The organism is Halomonas sp. CSM-2 (genome assembly GCF_002119345.1).
In the GTDB taxonomy this organism is placed as follows: domain Bacteria; phylum Pseudomonadota; class Gammaproteobacteria; order Pseudomonadales; family Halomonadaceae; genus Vreelandella; species Vreelandella janggokensis.
Window position 1 is genome coordinate 92,454 of sequence record NZ_NBYR01000004.1, and the last position, 14,784, is coordinate 107,237.

At 59.7% G+C, this 14,784-nt stretch carries 15 protein-coding genes; 8 read left to right on the forward strand and 7 right to left on the reverse strand.

Translation table 11 applies throughout. The features are described 5' to 3' along the window. Window positions 1-15: 15 nt before the first annotated feature. Window positions 16-225 (reverse strand): ribosome modulation factor, encoded by a 210-nt coding sequence (gene rmf, locus B7L15_RS04240; protein WP_066317995.1) that lies wholly within the window; start codon window positions 223-225, stop codon window positions 16-18. 366 nt (window positions 226-591) lie between these two features. Here rmf and rlmKL point away from each other — a divergent pair, with 366 nt between their 5' ends. Both rlmKL and B7L15_RS04250 read left to right on the forward strand, forming a co-directional pair. Further along, on the forward strand, window positions 592-2,784 hold the full coding sequence (gene rlmKL, locus B7L15_RS04245; RefSeq protein ID WP_085917772.1) for a bifunctional 23S rRNA (guanine(2069)-N(7))-methyltransferase RlmK/23S rRNA (guanine(2445)-N(2))-methyltransferase RlmL: 2,193 nt from the start codon (window positions 592-594) through the stop codon (window positions 2,782-2,784). A 19-nt stretch (window positions 2,785-2,803) separates the two neighbouring features. Continuing rightward, complete coding sequence (locus tag B7L15_RS04250) at window positions 2,804-3,136, forward strand: glutaredoxin family protein (RefSeq protein WP_085917773.1); 333 nt, start codon at window positions 2,804-2,806, stop codon at window positions 3,134-3,136. A 21-nt stretch (window positions 3,137-3,157) separates the two neighbouring features. Here B7L15_RS04250 and B7L15_RS04255 read toward each other — a convergent pair whose 3' ends face one another. Next, entirely contained in the window at window positions 3,158-3,439 is a 282-nt protein-coding gene (locus B7L15_RS04255; RefSeq protein WP_085917774.1) for a hypothetical protein, read from the reverse strand. Between the two features lie 96 nt (window positions 3,440-3,535). Between B7L15_RS04255 and pdxB the strand changes: the two genes are divergently transcribed. Beyond that, a complete protein-coding gene (gene pdxB, locus B7L15_RS04260) occupies window positions 3,536-4,681 on the forward strand; it encodes a 4-phosphoerythronate dehydrogenase PdxB (RefSeq protein ID WP_085917775.1) in 1,146 nt (381 codons plus the stop codon). An 80-nt stretch (window positions 4,682-4,761) separates the two neighbouring features. On the opposite strand, the gene htpX is transcribed toward pdxB, so the two are convergent. From htpX to ylqF, 3 genes are all read right to left on the reverse strand, one after another. Further along, window positions 4,762-5,667 (reverse strand): protease HtpX, encoded by a 906-nt coding sequence (gene htpX / locus B7L15_RS04265; protein WP_085917776.1) that lies wholly within the window; start codon window positions 5,665-5,667, stop codon window positions 4,762-4,764. Between the two features lie 138 nt (window positions 5,668-5,805). Continuing rightward, the gene (locus B7L15_RS04270; RefSeq protein WP_085917777.1) at window positions 5,806-7,053 is read right to left on the reverse strand and encodes a pyridoxal phosphate-dependent aminotransferase; all 1,248 of its coding nucleotides are present in this window, start codon (window positions 7,051-7,053) and stop codon (window positions 5,806-5,808) included. 58 nt (window positions 7,054-7,111) lie between these two features. Beyond that, entirely contained in the window at window positions 7,112-8,065 is a 954-nt protein-coding gene (gene ylqF / locus B7L15_RS04275) for a ribosome biogenesis GTPase YlqF (RefSeq protein ID WP_085917778.1), read from the reverse strand. Window positions 8,066-8,225: 160 nt separating this feature from the next. On the opposite strand from ylqF, the gene B7L15_RS04280 reads away from it, so the two are divergent. Together B7L15_RS04280 and B7L15_RS04285 are read left to right on the forward strand one after the other, a co-directional pair. Beyond that, complete coding sequence (locus tag B7L15_RS04280; protein ID WP_085917779.1) at window positions 8,226-8,687, forward strand: YeeE/YedE family protein; 462 nt, start codon at window positions 8,226-8,228, stop codon at window positions 8,685-8,687. Continuing rightward, entirely contained in the window at window positions 8,684-9,097 is a 414-nt protein-coding gene (locus tag B7L15_RS04285; RefSeq protein WP_085917780.1) for a DUF6691 family protein, read from the forward strand. The genes B7L15_RS04280 and B7L15_RS04285 overlap by 4 nt, the downstream gene beginning before the upstream one ends. Window positions 9,098-9,102: 5 nt before the next feature. On the opposite strand, the gene dsbG is transcribed toward B7L15_RS04285, so the two are convergent. Together dsbG and B7L15_RS04295 are read right to left on the reverse strand one after the other, a co-directional pair. Next, complete coding sequence (dsbG, locus tag B7L15_RS04290) at window positions 9,103-9,849, reverse strand: thiol:disulfide interchange protein DsbG (protein WP_085917898.1); 747 nt, start codon at window positions 9,847-9,849, stop codon at window positions 9,103-9,105. A gap of 172 nt (window positions 9,850-10,021) precedes the next feature. Then, complete coding sequence (locus B7L15_RS04295) at window positions 10,022-11,785, reverse strand: sugar phosphorylase (protein WP_085917781.1); 1,764 nt, start codon at window positions 11,783-11,785, stop codon at window positions 10,022-10,024. A gap of 144 nt (window positions 11,786-11,929) precedes the next feature. Here B7L15_RS04295 and nrdR point away from each other — a divergent pair, with 144 nt between their 5' ends. From nrdR to ribBA, 3 genes are read left to right on the forward strand one after another with little or no spacing between them, the layout of a single operon-like run. Continuing rightward, window positions 11,930-12,406 (forward strand): transcriptional regulator NrdR, encoded by a 477-nt coding sequence (gene nrdR / locus B7L15_RS04300; protein ID WP_085917782.1) that lies wholly within the window; start codon window positions 11,930-11,932, stop codon window positions 12,404-12,406. Between the two features lie 2 nt (window positions 12,407-12,408). Then, window positions 12,409-13,569, forward strand: a complete 1,161-nt coding sequence (ribD, locus tag B7L15_RS04305; protein WP_254902851.1) for a bifunctional diaminohydroxyphosphoribosylaminopyrimidine deaminase/5-amino-6-(5-phosphoribosylamino)uracil reductase RibD — start codon at window positions 12,409-12,411, stop codon at window positions 13,567-13,569. A 42-nt stretch (window positions 13,570-13,611) separates the two neighbouring features. Further along, window positions 13,612-14,769 carry a bifunctional 3,4-dihydroxy-2-butanone-4-phosphate synthase/GTP cyclohydrolase II gene (ribBA, locus tag B7L15_RS04310; protein ID WP_085917783.1) on the forward strand — a complete coding sequence of 386 codons (1,158 nt, stop codon included), beginning with the start codon at window positions 13,612-13,614 and terminating at the stop codon, window positions 14,767-14,769. The last annotated feature ends 15 nt before the right edge of the window (window positions 14,770-14,784 follow it).

Below are 14,784 nucleotides of genomic sequence, written 5' to 3' on the forward strand. Positions count from 1 at the left end.
TAGGGTTGTTAAGGGTTAGGTCATAACAGTGGGGTTTTTATGGATACCGGAAACGCCGGTCATGCCATCCCACTGGTCGCCGCGACCTTCACGCCAACCGCTCATCCAGTATTCGCGTAAATTTACCTCTTGACTGGGGCAATCATCACGGGAGCGACCCGTAACGCCCGCTTTGTAGCCGTGTACATAAGCCCGCTGGAAGCGATCACGTTTTTGTCGTTTCATTGGCTAACCTCTTTGTATGAAAGCCTTTGAGATGAAATAACGGGGAATGACGATATAGAAAACCCAACTCTATGTCGCGCCCCATCATTTCGAGAGCTAACTTCAAGAGTGAACTGCCGTTTGGGCGAAGTGGTCTAGCACTCACGTGCTGAACCCACCGGGCGGCTCGCTCGTCAACGCCATAGGTCCGTGAGACGACTCCTTGAGACAATCTTCAAGACCCTGGCAGGCAACGCATGCGTTTTCAGTAGCTACTCTCTTATTGTTAGACCATGATGGGGTCACTTGTCGACCATCAAATTGTCATAAGACGTAAACTCATTTGCAATATATAGGAATATCGCGCGGTTACGCGCAGCCATTACCATGACCGAGTCGAGCCAAATTGCCCCCCTAGAGCTGCTGGCAACGTGCCCCAAGGGTATCGAAAGCCTGCTTGCCGACGAACTGACTGCGTTAGGCGCCACCCCAGGTAAAACCACCGTGGCAGGCGTGTACTTTGCTGCCGATCAGTCCACGGCCTACCGTGTTTGCCTGTGGTCGCGGCTGGCAAATCGCATCATCCTGATCCTGGCTCGCGAGCCGATGATCGAAACCGCCGACCAGTTACGCACTGTGGTGGCGGGTATCGACTGGACGCGGCACCTGGCCCCGGGGCGGACGATGGCGGTGGATTTCCACGGCCGCAGCGACCACATTCGCCACACCCGCTTTGGCGCCCAGACCGTCAAGGACGGCGTGGTGGACGCACTGCAGCTGGCCGGCCAGGAACGCCCCACGGTTGATACCAAGGCCCCGCACCTGCGCCTTTATGCCCATCTGCACCGGGCCAATGCGACGCTGGGAATCGATTTATCCGGAGAAAGCCTGCATCGTCGTGGCTACCGGCGCGATGTGGGGCACGCACCGTTGAAAGAGAATCTTGCAGCGGCATTGCTGGTGCGTGCCGGTTGGCCCGAACGCGCCAAAGCGGGTGAACCGTTGATGGATCCCCTGTGCGGCGCGGGAACGCTGTTGATTGAGGCCGGCCTGATGGCGGCCGACCAGGCACCCAACCTGCACCGCGAACGTTTCGGATTTCACGGCTGGTCTGGTCACGATGAAACCGAGTGGCGAGAGCTTAAGCGAGAAGCTGACGCTCGGGCGTCGATTGGTCGCAAACGTTGTAAAACGTCACTGACCGGCTTTGATGAAAGCCCGGCGGCACTTTCGGCTGCCAAGGCCAACGCCATGCGCGCGGGTATTCCCGCTCTGATCCACCTGCACGGCCAACGCCTCGGTCAGCTGACGCGGCCTGCCGAGTTGACCGCCGAACAGGGGTTAATGATTACCAACCCGCCCTACGGCGAGCGTCTGGGCGAGCTGCCCGAACTGGTTCAGCTGTATGCTCAACTGGGTGAAAAGGCCAAGGCGTTGTTTCCTGGCTGGACCCTTGCCGTGTTTACCGGTAATCCGGATTTGGGGCATCGGCTTGGCCTGCGGGCACACAAACAGTACGCGCTGAAAAACGGCGCCCTGGATGCCAAGCTGTTGTTGATGACCATTGACCCCAAGACCAGCCGGGTAGAAGAGGGCGACAGTGCTCCATCGGCGGTTACGCAGGCCGCACCCAAAGGGTCCGAGAACGCCCAGATGTTTGCCAACCGGCTGGTCAAAAACCAGAAGCGCCTGAAAAAGTGGCTCAAGCAAAGCGGTGAGACCTGCTACCGGCTTTACGATGCGGATATGCCCGAGTACGCCCTGGCGGTCGATCGCTATGGTGACCATGTGCACGTCCAGGAGTACGCTGCGCCGCGTTCGGTGGATCCTGCCCAGGCACAAAAGCGCCTGTTCGATGCGCTGGAGGTCATGCCCGACGCACTGGGTGTTGACCCCAGCAAGATCCATGTTAAACGCCGTGAGCGGCAAACCGGCAATGCCCAGTATCAAAAACGTGATGCCAGCGGCGAGCGTTTCGAGGTGCGCGAAGGCAATGCACGGATATGGGTCAATCTGCGCGATTACCTGGATACCGGGCTGTTTCTTGACCACCGGCCCGTAAGGCGCATGCTGGGCGAGATGGCCAGCGGCAAGCGTTTTCTGAATCTGTTCTGCTATACCGCGAGCGCCACTGTGCAGGCGGCACTTGGCGGCGCGAGCGACAGCGTCAGCGTGGATATGTCCAATACCTATCTTGAGTGGGCGCGGGACAACTTCACGCTCAACAAGCTCGACCCCAGACTGCACCGAGTGGTGCGCGATGACTGCTTCCGCTGGCTGGAAACCGCCAACGCCGAGTTCGATCTGATTTTCATGGACCCGCCGACGTTCTCCAACTCGAAGAAGATGCGCGATACGCTGGACGTTCAGCGTGATCATCCGCGCTTGGTAGAATTGGCCATGGCGCGACTGGCGCCGGGCGGAGTGCTGGTGTTCTCCAATAACCAGCGGCGCTTCAAGCTGGATGAGTCGCTTGGCGAGCGCTACGTGGTCGAAGATATGACCGCGCGTAGTTTTGACCCGGATTTTCAGCGGCGCAGCAATGCACATCAGGTGTTTCTATTACGCCACCGCGAGTAACGTCATTCAGGTCTGCAACATGATTCGGCTAACGCTATATACCACACAGGGCTGCCACCTTTGCGCTGAACTGGAGGCGCAGGTGGCGGCGTTAACCCGGCAGCCCATTGCTTGGCAGCGGATAGAGGTGGCTGATGATGAAACACTGCTGGCATATTACGGCGAGCGAATTCCCGTGTTGGCGGACGACGCGGGAAACGAGCTGGAAGCTGGGTATGTGCTTGAGCGACTATGCGACTGGCTGCGGGCGCGTGGCTGGCTTGATGAATCAGCCATCAGCGATGGGACGAAGCCCGAGGCCCCAGCGCCGAAAGGCAGGCACCAGCGCGACGGGCGGCGTTATCTGGGGTGAGGCGTTAAGCATATCGGGGTGTTAGATCGTGTCCAGCAGTGAAAGCTGGCGCATGGCTTCCTGGCCTTCGGGAGAGTTGTCAGCCACTTCGAGTACCTTGCGAAACCCGCGTGAGGCCTGGATGGTGGTTTCATCTTCCAGCCACATATGGGCCTGAGCCAGGGTGTCGGCCAACTGATGCTTCAGGCCACCAAACTGAGTGCCGATCTGTCCCCAGGCGCGGCTGAATATCCAGTCACCCAGCATGTCCTGATGAATATGCACCAGCACGTAGTCATGGTCGGTTTCCCAGCGTACGATCAAAACATTCTCCTTGGCATTCTCTGTAACGCCTCCTTAAACCTGCCTGCAGCAAACGTCGTTGCGGGCGTATTGTAAAGCCCGGATAAGCAAACGCCTATGAAAGTTGTTATCGACGCCAATATCCCAGCCGCCGACGCTTGCTTTGGGGCCTTCGGCTCGCTTGCGCGCGTGCCCGGTCGCGAGATCAGCGCTGCCGACGTGGCTGATGCCGATGCGTTGATTGTCCGCTCGGTGACTCAGGTGAATCAGGCTCTACTTGCCAATAGCCGCGTCGGGTTTGTCGGCACTTGTACCATCGGCACCGACCACATCGATCAGGCCTTTCTGAACGAGCAGGGTATCGGCTTTGCCAGCGCGCCTGGCTGCAACGCCGAGGCGGTTGTCGATTATGTCCTCAGCAGCTTGCTGACGATTGCCGAGCGTGAGGGCTGGGCACTGAGTGAGCGCAGCGTTGGTGTAGTGGGCGTGGGTAATGTGGGCAGCCGACTGCTCGCACGGTTGAAAGCATTGGGAATATCGGTGCTGGCCTGCGATCCACCCAGGGCCGAGGTGGAAGGTGCCCATGGCTTTTCTGATATCGACGAACTCATCGCCCGCTGTGATGTGCTCTGTCTGCATACGCCGCTGGTGGCGTCCGGCCCTCATTCCACCCATCATCTGCTCAACGCACAGCGAATCAATGAGCTGGCACCGGGCAGCGTGCTGTTGAACGCCGGGCGGGGCGATTGTGTGGATGGTCTGGCGTTACGCAGCCGGCTGGCGGGCCAGGGCGATATCATCGCCGTGCTCGATGTATGGGAGCAGGAGCCGGCCATCGACGCGAATCTGCACGATCTAGCGACCCTGGCTACGCCCCATATTGCGGGCCACAGCCTGGACGGCAAGCTGCGCGGTAGTTGGATGATCCACCAGGCGTTGGCGGCCCATCTGGGTCAGTCGAGCTCGTTGGGGTTTGACGAACTCTGCCCGCCGCCAGCGCTTGAGAGTCTGACGCTCGAGCAGGCGCTGCCGGTGGAGGATGCGCTCAGGCTGTGCGTTCGGGCGGTATATGATACGCGCCGCGATCACGACACCCTTCAGCGCCAAGTGCGCCAGTTAGGGGTGGTAAAAGGCTTTGACCATTGCCGCACCCACTACCCGCTGCGCCGCGAGCTTGCCACGCTCGAAGTGCGGCTGAACGGCGCTGCCAACGAGTTGTTTGAGCCACTCGGCGCTGCGGGGTTCTGGGTAAGCGTGGCATAAAAAACATCACCATAGATGCTGTCTGTCAACGCAAAGAGGCCCGCTCAAAGCGGGCCTCTCAGGTGTCCTACCTTGACTGTTTACTGACGATAAGCGGCTTCTTTAAGCGCGCGAATACGATCATCCAGCGGCGGGTGGCTGGCAAACAGTTTCTCGACCAGCGAACGTGTCTGGCCTTTAGTGATGGCCATGGCACGCAGGGTATCGGGCATCTGGTCGGGCATTTCGGTTTCGCCTTTCAGGCGGGCCAAGGCATTGACCATGGCGCTGGTTCCTGCGAGGCGTGCGCCTGCTTCGTCGGCACGGTATTCACGAAAGCGCGAGAACCACGCTACGATGGCCGAGGCCGCGATACCGAAGATGATTTCAGCGACCATCACGACAGCGAAATAGCCCATAAAGCCCAGGCCGCCCTCACCATCGCTGCGACTTTTCAGGAAGCCGTCGATGAGATGGGCCACGACGCGGGCAAAGAACATTACAAAGGTATTCACGACCCCCTGAATCAGGGCCAGAGTGACCATGTCGCCGTTGGCAACGTGACCGATCTCATGGGCCAGCACAGCGCGGACTTCATCCGGGCGCATGCGATTTAAAAGCCCGGCGGAAACCGCTACCAGGGCGTCGTCTTTTTTCCAGCCCGTCGCAAAGGCATTGGACTGTTGTGCCGGGAAGATACCCACTTCGGGCGTCTTGATGCCAGCCTCGCGGGCCAGTTCGGCGACGGTGTCGACCAGCCACCTTTCAGTGTCGTTCGACGGGTTTTCAATAATCACCGTACCGGTACTGCGCTTGGCCATCCACTTTGAGATGAACAGCGAGATCATTGATCCCGCCATGCCGAAGATAAAGCAGAAAATCAGCAAGCCGGTGAAGTTGATGCCCTGGGCGTTGAGGTAGCTTTCCACCCCAAGCAGTCGTAATGTCAGGCTGGCGACCAACAACACCGCTATGTTGGTACCTAAAAACAGCAAAATGCGCATCATGTGGCGGATTCTCCCTAGGATATAACCGTCTTGAGTTTGGCGGCGTTGAGCAGAACGATTGCTGTCGAGCCGTACTGGTTTGATTAGATACGTGCAGTGTGCCCGGGTTTCAAGTACTCACGCCAAATATCGTATCTTTTACTGCCGATAGCGGGCGAGGAAGTTTGCAAAGCGGTCCAGGGCATCGCCCAGCTGATCAGCCCATGGCAGCGTGACAATGCGAACATGGTCAGGCTCTGGCCAGTTGAACGCTGTGCCCTGTACCAGCAGGATCTTCTCTTGCAGCAGCAGATCAAGCACCATCTGCTGGTCGTCCTTGATGTTGAACACCTTGGGATCTAGGCGTGGAAACGCATACAGCGCCCCTTTGGGTGTTACGCACGATACCCCAGGGATGGCATTGAGTTTTTCCACGGTGATATCGCGCTGGGCCAACAAACGTCCGCCGGGCAGGATGAGATCATTGATCGACTGGTAGCCGCCCAAGGCCGTTTGAATGGCGTGCTGGGCAGGCACGTTGGCGCACAGACGCATCGAGGCCAACATGGTCAGCCCCTGAATGAAATCCTGGGCGTGGAGCTTGGCCAGTGTGCCTGAAATGGTCATCCAGCCCGAGCGAAACCCGGCGCAGCGGTAGCTTTTCGACAGTCCGTTCATGGTGATGACCAGTTGATCGTCATCTGCCAACGCACCGGTGGCGGTGTGTTCGACACCGTCGTAGAGAATCTTGTCGTAGATCTCATCGGAGAACACCACCAGATTGTGCTGCTTGGCGATATCCAGCACTTCACGCACCACGGCGGGCGGGTAGACCGCGCCGGTAGGGTTGTTGGGGTTGATCAGCACAATGGCGCGGGTGCGACTGGTGATCTTGGCGCGAATATCGGCCATGTCCGGCGCCCAGTCTGCCTGCTCGTCGCACATGTAATGCACCCCATGACCCCCGGAAAGGTGCGCCGCGGCGGTCCACAGCGGGTAATCCGGGGCGGGGATCAGCAGTTCGTCGCCGTCGTTGAGGAGTGCTTGCATGGCCATGACGATCAGCTCGGAAACGCCATTACCAATGTAAATGTCCTCAATGCCGACGCCGGGAATCTGCTTGCGCTGGCATTCCTGCATGATTGCCTTGCGGGCCGAGTAGAGCCCCTTGGAGTCGCAGTAACCCTGAGCGGTGGGCAGGTTGCGCATGACGTCCTGAAGAATTTCTTCGGGTGCCTCAAAGCCAAACGGCGCAGGATTGCCGATATTGAGCTTGAGAATTCGCTGGCCTTCTTCTTCCAGCCGCTTGGCATGGTCGAGCACCGGGCCGCGAATGTCGTAGCAGACGTTACTCAGCTTGTGGGATTTTTTAAGCGTGGGGGATTCTTGAGGTTGGGGGGTGTCCATGAGCCTTGATTTCCAAAAAGTGTCCAGTGGCCGCGCGGCATTGCCGGTCGATGCCTCATTATGCGTCGGAATGGGAGGTGCTGTCTTCGTCGCTGTGCACCGGCGGCGGTGGAATATCGTCGGGGGTTTCCAGTGTCAGCCTTCCCAGCTTGCCGTCACGCAGTTCGTGCAGCAAGACTTCAGCGCCCCGGTGCAGGTCAACCGTGCCGCCGGGGCGCAGCCCGCCACGCTTGCCTGCTATTTCCTTGAGAATGGCCTGGCCGTCAAAGCCTGCGATCGCCAGAAAATCAGGCTTTTGCGGGCCGTCAGCATCGACCTCATCGGTGCTGGATGGCGCGTAGCGGGGCAACGTCTTGAGCTTGTAGCGGGCGGTCAGTGCATCCGGGTAACGTCTCGCCAGTTCCGCGCTGGTGATGATCGCCACGTCGGTGTATTCAATCGCGGTATCACGAATCGCGCCACTGGCGGCGAGACGGTAGGCGCTGGCCTGGTCTTCAATCTTGGGCCATAGCACGCCGGGGGTGTCGATGAGCGCGACCCGACCGTCGATGCGTACCTTCTGCTGGCGCTTGGTCACCGCTGGCTCGTTACCGGTTTTGGCGATCTTACGTCTTGCCATGCCATTGATCAGTGTCGACTTACCCACGTTGGGAATGCCCATCACCATGACACGTACATCGCGGTCGACACGAACGGCCCCCGCCAGCTCGTGGCAGAGCTGGGGAATTTTTTTCAGTTCTCGGGTATTGGTGGTGGTGACTGCCAGCGCGCGCGTGTCGTCCTGGGCGTCGAAAAATGCGACCCATTCGGCGGTACGCTCCGGGTCGGCCAGGTCCGCGCGGGAGAGAATCTTGAGCACCGGCTTGTGGCGGGTCAACTCGGCCAGCATGGGGTTGGCGCTGGAGTAGGGTAGCCGCGCATCGAGCACTTCGATGACCACGTCGATTTCCGGCAGCGCCTCCTGGATCTGGCGGCGGGCCTTGTTCATATGTCCGGGGAACCAGCCGAGCATGGGTCTCTCCTGCAAATTGCTAATGCGGTGCATCTTAACAGAAGGAGGTGGCGAAACGGTTGTTAACGCGTGATGCCGGTCATATATTCGCTTGTGATATAAGTATATAGTTAATGGAGCGGTATGATGCCGCTAAGTAATCGCTGAAGAGGAGCAATACATGGAACTGTCATCGAGCCTGCAGGGGCTTGCAGGTGGCATATTGATCGGTATCTCGGCGGTCTGGCTGATGGCAAGCCTGGGACGAATCGCTGGTATCAGCGGTATTGTCGGTAACTTGATCGCCCAGCGGCCTAAGGGCGATAGCGCTTGGCGGGCGGCGTTTCTCGTCGGCCTGGTCAGCGGGCCATTACTATTAATGGGGCTAGGTGCTGGATGGGGCAATGTCGTCAATCACCCCGGCGCGGTTATCGGCCAGCCGCTGGGCGGCGTGCCGCTGATGCTGGTGGCCGGCCTGCTGGTGGGGCTGGGCACCGGGCTCGGCAGTGGCTGTACCAGTGGTCATGGGGTGTGCGGTCTGGCACGACTCTCACCGCGGTCGTTGGCGGCGACGGTCACGTTTTTGGGTGCTGCCCTGGTGACCGTCTATGTCGTGCGTCACGTCCTGGGAGGTGGAGCATGAGCAGACAGGCTCTGACCCTGGTGGCAAGCTATGTAGCCGGCCTGCTGTTCAGTCTGGGACTGGCGGTATCGGGCATGACTGATCCGGCCAGGGTGGTCGGCTTCCTGGATATCGCCGGCAACTGGGATCCGACGCTCATGTTTGTACTCGGCGGGGCGGTCATTACCACCTTTATCGGCTACCGTTTCGTGCTGAAGCAGCCGGTACCTCTGCTGGCAAAGCGTTTTCAACTGCCCGATAAGCAGGGGCTGGATGCCAGACTGTTGATCGGGGCGGCGTTGTTCGGCGTGGGGTGGGGGCTTTCAGGTTACTGTCCGGGGCCCGCCATCGCGTCGCTGGGCGGTGCCACGCTACCGCTGGTGGCAATGCTGGCGACCATGGTGCTGGGCTGGGTGATCGCCAGGCGTTGACGACGCTATTGCTCAGGTGCCGGACCGCCCATCATTTCTTCCAGGCGCTCTTCATCCGGCATGCCTTCGACGCGGTCCAGACGGGTGACGCCGTCATCGGTCTGGCGCTTGAAAGCGCTGGTCGGGGTGGCGTAGAGGCCCAGACCGTCAAACAGCTGGTTGTTGTTGTATACCTGCTCTTCAATTTCACGAGGTTGGGCGCTGGCGCGGATGTGGTCGCCTTGCTTATGGCGGGCAAGGGCGTCGGCGGGATCGTCGGCAGCGAGTAGCGATGCGGCCTTGGCGGGGCTGTCGGCGTCAAGAATGCCCACCACGATATGGCGTAGTTGCACCTCGCCTGCTTCAACCCAGGGCCGTGCGGCTTCCCAGAAAGCCTGGCAGTAGGGGCAATTGGGGTCGGTAAAGGTGTAAACCACCCGTGGCGCGTCACGCTGGCCATCCTGAATCCAGTAGCTGTCTTCGAGGAGCTGCCAGGTTTGTGCTTCAAGTGGTGCCCGTACGTGCTTGTCCAGCGCTGCTTCCTCGAGCTGGTTGTCGCCCTCCTGGTCGGTCAGCGAGCCGGTAATGGCGTGCTCGCCGTCGGGGGTGAGGTAGATGGTCACCTCCTGGCCCTGACGGCTGGCGCCAAAGCCACGCATGCCGCCAGGGGCGTCAAATTCGCCGTGAATCTCCAGTCCTTGATCCGCCAGTGCCTGTACAGGGGCGGGGAGAGAGTCCGCTTGGGCTGTCGGCATCATGAGCATGCCGAGCATCGCGCTGCCGAATAGGGGCGAACGGCGTGATGCTGGCCGGGGTTGGAATAAGCGGTGCAGGGTGAACCCATCGCGCATAGCGTTCCTCAATCGTTGCAGAATCGAGGAGATAGCCTAACGCGCAGGGCCTGAATCGGCATCTTTTTCCGCTAATAAATCGATGCCAGGAATATCAAGGGCCATGAACCAGCCAGCGCACGGCATAGGGAGGCAAAGGGTCGGTGGCTTGACCAGAGGATCGGGCGTTGAGGTCTTGCCATGGGACTGACGATAACGCGTGCTGGACGTCATCACCGAGCTGATCAAATGATAGGGGCACCTCGGTGACATTGTATAGCGCCAACAGGCGGCGACCGTTGGCCAGCGGACCACGTTCGATGGCCAGCAATGATGGGTACGAAGTCAGTACGCGCTGTGCGGCATTGGGATGGAAACAGGGCTCCCGGCGTCGGCAGTCCAGCAATCGACTCAGCGCATTGAAAACGTCATGGGTGGGTGTGGCGGTGCTGTCGAGGAGTAAATCGAGTTCGCGGCGCTGCCAGCGGCGGCGATTGATAGAGCGTAAGCGACCGCTGCGCTCAACGCCTTCCACGTCGTTGAGGGTGCCGGTCAGGGTATGGATATACAGGGCCGGAATGCCTTGAAGGCTGAGCATGATCGCCTGGCTGCACAAGAAACGTGCAATTTGCCACGGATCGGGGCCTTTGCGCGTGCCTTGCATGGCTTCAAACCAGGTGATGTTGATTTCATAGGGGGTATCGCTGCCATCGGGGTTGCTGCGCATGCTGACAAAGCCGCCAAATCGGTGCATCAGTTCGAGCAGCGCATCGCGTTCGTGATCGGGTAACAGGCCTTCCAGTGGGCGTACGCCAATGCCATCGTGGCTGGCGGTAAAATTGAGATAGGTGCAGTGGTCGGGTAGCGGTGGCAGGCTGGCCAGCCAGCCTTGCAGGGTATGCGTTTCGCCCCGTGTCAGGGTGTGCAACAGCAGCGGCGGCAAGGTGAATTGGTAGATCATGTGGGCTTCGTCGGGCGGGCCGTCGGCGAGGCGGTCAAGACCGAAGTAACTGATGTTTTCGTGGTGCGGTACGTTGGTTTCGGTGATCAGCAGCGTGCCGGGGGCAAGGTGGTCCACAATGGCGCGCAGCAATCGCACGACGGTGTGGGTTTCCGGCAAGTGAATGCAGTTGGTTCCCAGCCGCTTCCATAGAAAGGCGACGGCGTCCAGGCGCACGATGCGGGTGCCCTGCTCGAGGTAAAACAGCAGGATGCCGACAAATTCCAGCAGCACATCGGGGTTTTCGAAGTTCAGGTCGAGCTGGTCTTCGGAAAACGTCGCCCATAGGTAACGTGTTCCCCGGCGGGTGGATATCGGCACCAACAGCGGGCTGCTACGTGGCCGAACCACTGCAGACACATCGGTGTCGGGGTCGACTTCGATAAAATAATCGCGCCCCGGTAGGCTACCGCTAAGGTAGTCGACAAACCATAACGACTCCCGGGACACATGGTTGAGCACCAGGTCCGCCATCAGGTCGTAGTGGCGGGCAAGGGTCTGAATATGCTGCCAGTCGCCCAGGTCGGGGTTTACTTCCCGGTAGTGGATTACTGAAAAGCCGTCGTCGCTGCTCCACGGGAAAAACGGCAGTACGTGGACGCCGCTGATACGTTCACCGAGACGCGCTTGCAAAAAGTCGTCGAGCACTGCCAGCGGGGGCGCTGGGTCATCAACGATAGAGTCACCATAGGTGATCAGCCACTGGTCTTTCTCGCTCCACGATGGTGCACGCTGACCCTGCTGCTCGATGGAAAGTTGCGGCTCCGACGCTGGGCAAAAATGCGCCAGGCGTTGATTAAGGCGGCGCTGAACCTCCGTGGCGCGGGGCCCGTAAAGGTGATCCAGATAAACGTGCACAGTGTCGTCGAAGGCGGTCATAAGGGGGTCCCAGTAAACAGGCTTCCACAAACGGTGCAGCTTGTGTGCCAAAACGTTACAATAGGCGGTTAATAGCGCATTAACAGGTCGTATTTTGCTTTCTCGTGCAGCGCTTTCGCACGGGCCGACAACAGGTTGAACGCCATGCATTGCCCTTTTTGTGGTGCTAACGATACTCGCGTGACCGATTCGCGGCTGGTAGCCGACGGTGACCAGGTGCGTCGCCGTCGCCAATGTGCAAGTTGCCAGGAGCGTTTTACCACTTATGAAACCGCCGAGCTGGTCATGCCCCGTGTGGTCAAGTCAGACGGTTCGCGCGAAAGCTTCAACGAAACCAAGCTGCGTGCCGGTATGCTGCGGGCGCTCGAAAAGCGGCCGGTCAGCGCAGAAGCCATTGAGGCGTCCGTCGAGCGGATACGCCAGACGCTTCGCGCGCGGGGAGACCGGGAAATTGACGCCCGCGATATTGGTGAGTCGGTCATGCAGGCCTTGAACACCCTCGATCAGGTGGCCTACATTCGCTTTGCATCCGTGTATCGCAAGTTTCAGGATCTGGACGAATTCCGGGCTGAAATTGATCGCTTGTCCCAGGAACCTGCTGACGGCAGGCCCTCAACGTGAGCGTGGCCTTGTTCAGTACCGATGACCATCGTTACATGGCCCGCGCGCTGGCGCTAGCGGCATACGGTCTGTACACCACCGACCCCAACCCTCGTGTGGGCTGCTTACTTGTCCGCGATGGTAAGGTTGTGGGCGAGGGCTATCACCGCTACGCGGGTGAGCCGCATGCGGAGGTCAATGCATTGGTTGCGGCGGGCGAGAACGCTCGTGGCGCGACCGCCTATGTCACGTTAGAGCCGTGTTCACATATTGGCCGCACTGGCCCCTGCGCCGTGGCGTTGCAAGACGCTCGGGTGGCGCGCGTAGTGGTGGCCATGGTAGACCCCAATCCTCAGGTCAGTGGCCGGGGCATTCGCCTTTTGGAAGATGCGGGGATCGAGGTGTCAGTCGGGTTGCTGGAGGCAGACGCCCGCGCGCTCAATCCTGGCTTTATCGCCCGTATGGCGAGCAAACGTCCCTTTGTGCGCATGAAGATGGCGATGAGCCTCGATGGTCGCACCGCCATGGGGTCGGGTGAATCCCAGTGGATTACTGGCCCTGAGGCGCGCGCGCAGGTTCAACGATTACGTGCCCGTTCAAGTGCGATATTGAGTGGTGTGGAGACCGTCATCATGGATGATTCACGCCTGACGGTTCGTGCCGAGCAACTCGGCTTGGATGATGCCGCTGACATCGCCAGGCGCCAGCCGCTGAGGGTAATTGTCGATAGCCAACTGCGATTGCCGTTGGCAGCCGCCTGTTTGCGAGCGCCCGGGCGTACGCTGATTGTTACCACGTCCAGGGATACTGAGAAGCGCGGGCGACTGATAGACGCTGGGGCTGAGGTGCAGGTGTTAGCCGCCGATGCCCAGGGTCGTGTTGATCTGTCGGCTCTGCTTGAGTGGCTGGCGGCAAACGAAGAGGTTAATGAGCTGCTGGTTGAAACCGGCGCCACGCTCGCCGGCGCCATGCTAAACGCGGGGTTGATCGATGAAATGCAGCTATTTGTCGCGCCGACGCTGTTGGGCGGAGACGCCAGGCCGCTGTTTGCACTCCCGGGGCTTGTCCAGATGGCCGACCAGCAGCTCCTCACTATTCACGATATGCGGGCCGTTGGCCAGGATTGGCGAATTATCGCCTCGCCAGTGGTGACTGGCACGAGCGACGATACCAAGGTACCCTGACGCGCGAAATCGCACCCTTGCGACAACTTTACTGGAGATTCCATGGCGCACGCTTCCTCTGGGACACTAGCCCCCATTGCTGAACTGGTCGATGATATTCGCCAGGGCAAAATGGTGATTCTCATGGACGACGAGGATCGCGAAAATGAAGGCGATATCATCATGGCCGCTGAAAAAGTCCAGGCGGAGCATATCAACTTCATGGCACGCTTTGCCCGCGGCCTGATCTGTTTGCCGATGACACGGGCGCGCTGCGAACAGCTGAATCTGCCGCTGATGGTACGCGACAACGGCTCCGGGTTTGGCACCAAGTTCACCCTGTCGATCGAAGCGACCGAAGGCGTGACCACGGGGATCTCCGCCGCCGACCGGGCGCGGACCGTCCAGGCCGCCGTTGCCCCGCATGCCAAACCCACCGATATCGTCCAGCCGGGACACATCTTCCCGCTGATGGCCGAGCCCGGTGGCGTTCTGCGTCGTGCCGGTCATACCGAGGCCGCCTGTGACCTGGCAGCCCTGGCAGGTTGTGACCCGAGCGGCGTGATTTGTGAGGTCATGAACGATGACGGCAGCATGGCGCGCCGTCCTGAGCTTGAAGCTTTCGCTGAAGAGCACGGCATCAAGATGGGCACCATTGCCGATTTGATTCACTACCGCATCGTCAATGAGCAGACGGTGGATCATCTCGAAGCCTCGCCGATTACTACCACCCAGGGCGAGATGACGCTGCATGTGTTTCGCGACCGCATTCAGGGCGCGCATCACTTAGCCCTGGTCAAGGGCCAGCCAGCGCCTGAGCAGCCCACGACGGTGCGGGTCCATCTGGCCGACACCTTGCGTGATGTGCTGGGGTTGACCAAAGACGAGCAATGTCGATGGGATGCCCAACGAGCGCTTGTCGAAATATCCGAGGCTCCTGCGGGCGTGTTGGTGCTGATCGATGACGGGCGCCCGCATCAAGACCTCAAAGACCAGTTGGATGTCTTTTTAGAGCGCGTGCGCCAACCGCGCACCAGCGATTCTGACGGCGCGGGAAATTACTTAACTATCGGTACCGGCTCGCAAATACTTCGCCATCTTGGCGTGGGTAAAATGCGTTTGCTCAGTTCGCCCTGGAAATTCTCGGCACTTTCCGGCTTTGACCTGGAAGTCGTCGAGCGGCTGGGGCCGAACGATACGTCCGATGAGTCCACCGCTTAGCCGTTATACACTTTA

Coding starts and splice junctions, on each gene's coding strand:
- B7L15_RS04280 (WP_085917779.1), top strand. CDS start 8,226: ATGGAACTGTCATCGAGCCTGCAGGGGCTTGCAGGTGGCATATTGATC.
- pdxB (WP_085917775.1), top strand. CDS start 3,536: ATGAAAGTTGTTATCGACGCCAATATCCCAGCCGCCGACGCTTGCTTT.
- ribBA (WP_085917783.1), top strand. CDS start 13,612: ATGGCGCACGCTTCCTCTGGGACACTAGCCCCCATTGCTGAACTGGTC.
- B7L15_RS04285 (WP_085917780.1), top strand. CDS start 8,684: ATGAGCAGACAGGCTCTGACCCTGGTGGCAAGCTATGTAGCCGGCCTG.
- ylqF (WP_085917778.1), bottom strand. CDS start 8,065: ATGCTCGGCTGGTTCCCCGGACATATGAACAAGGCCCGCCGCCAGATC.
- nrdR (WP_085917782.1), top strand. CDS start 11,930: ATGCATTGCCCTTTTTGTGGTGCTAACGATACTCGCGTGACCGATTCG.
- rlmKL (WP_085917772.1), top strand. CDS start 592: ATGACCGAGTCGAGCCAAATTGCCCCCCTAGAGCTGCTGGCAACGTGC.
- B7L15_RS04270 (WP_085917777.1), bottom strand. CDS start 7,053: ATGGACACCCCCCAACCTCAAGAATCCCCCACGCTTAAAAAATCCCAC.
- B7L15_RS04250 (WP_085917773.1), top strand. CDS start 2,804: ATGATTCGGCTAACGCTATATACCACACAGGGCTGCCACCTTTGCGCT.
- B7L15_RS04295 (WP_085917781.1), bottom strand. CDS start 11,785: ATGACCGCCTTCGACGACACTGTGCACGTTTATCTGGATCACCTTTAC.
- htpX (WP_085917776.1), bottom strand. CDS start 5,667: ATGATGCGCATTTTGCTGTTTTTAGGTACCAACATAGCGGTGTTGTTG.
- rmf (WP_066317995.1), bottom strand. CDS start 225: ATGAAACGACAAAAACGTGATCGCTTCCAGCGGGCTTATGTACACGGC.
- dsbG (WP_085917898.1), bottom strand. CDS start 9,849: ATGCTCGGCATGCTCATGATGCCGACAGCCCAAGCGGACTCTCTCCCC.